This is a genomic window from Jannaschia pagri, from assembly GCF_019655435.1.
GTDB classification, from domain to species: Bacteria; Pseudomonadota; Alphaproteobacteria; order Rhodobacterales; family Rhodobacteraceae; genus Jannaschia; species Jannaschia pagri.
This window is the reverse complement of the sequence record NZ_BPFH01000016.1, coordinates 1-1,066: the sequence shown is the minus strand read 5'-3', so window position 1 is coordinate 1,066 and position 1,066 is coordinate 1. Positions and strand designations below refer to the sequence as shown.

1 pseudogene is annotated in these 1,066 nt (G+C 63.8%); it reads right to left on the bottom strand.

What is annotated here, in order from left to right:
- A pseudogene (locus tag K5R33_RS18955) lies at nucleotides 1-1,001 on the bottom strand (IS3 family transposase); the annotation flags it as partial.
- Nucleotides 1,002-1,066 lie beyond the last annotated feature (65 nt).

Genomic DNA, 1,066 nt, shown 5'->3' with positions numbered 1-1,066 from the left:
ACAGGTGCTCGTTGAGGCACTCGTCCCGCAGGCGGCCGTTGAAGCTCTCGACAAAGCCGTTCTGCATCGGTTTTCCTGGCGCGATGTAATGCCATTCGACCCGGCGATCCTCCTGCCATTTTAGGATGGCGTTCGATGTCAGTTCCGTGCCGTTGTCGCTGACCACCATGCAGGGATGTCCCCTGACCTCGGCGATACGATCCAATTCTCGGGCGACGCGGTGACCGGAGAGCGAGGTGTCGACGACGGTCGCCAGGCATTCCCGGCTGAAGTCGTCGATCACGCACAGAATGCGGAAGCGGCGTCCGTCGCTCAGGCTGTCCGAGACGACGTCCAGAGACCAGCGCTGGTTCGGCCCCTGCGGGATCGCCATCGGCGCCCTGGTCCCCAACGCCCGCTTGCGGCCTCCACGCTTGCGCACGGTGAGGCCCTCCTCGCGGTAGACCCGGTAGAGCTTCTTCCTCCCTCTCGGGACATTGCTCCGCAATGCCCTGCCGGGCAATGGTTCAGCGCCCAGCCTTCCCGCCGCAGCAGGATGTGTAGACGCCTATAGCCGAACCTCCGCCTCTCGCCCGACAGCACCCGCAGTCGCTCGCGCAACTCCCGGTCCTCCGGCCTCGTCGGCTGCCGCCGATACACACGCGGGTCGATCCCAGCCAGCGCACAGGCCCGCCGCTGCCAATAGCGCTTCTCCTTCATGGCCCAGTCCACGGCACGCCGCCTCGAACCGGGCCTCAGAAGTTTTTTCCCAGCATCTCCTTCAGCGTCGCAACGTCGAGCATCTGTTCGGCCAGCATCTTCTTGAGCTTTGCGTTCTCGGCCTCCAGCGCCTTCAGCCGCCGGGCATCCGACACTTCCATGCCGCCATATCTCGAGCGCCACTTGTAGAAAGTCGCGTCGCTGATGCCGTGCTTGCGGCACAGTTCCTTCGCGCCCAGCCCGGCCTGGTGCTCCTTCAGGATGCCAATGATCTGCTCTTCGCTGAACCGGCTTCTCTTCATCGTCTGTCTCCTCGTTTGGAGAACAGGCTAACTTCAAACCGCGGACCTTTCAGGGGAGCAGGTCA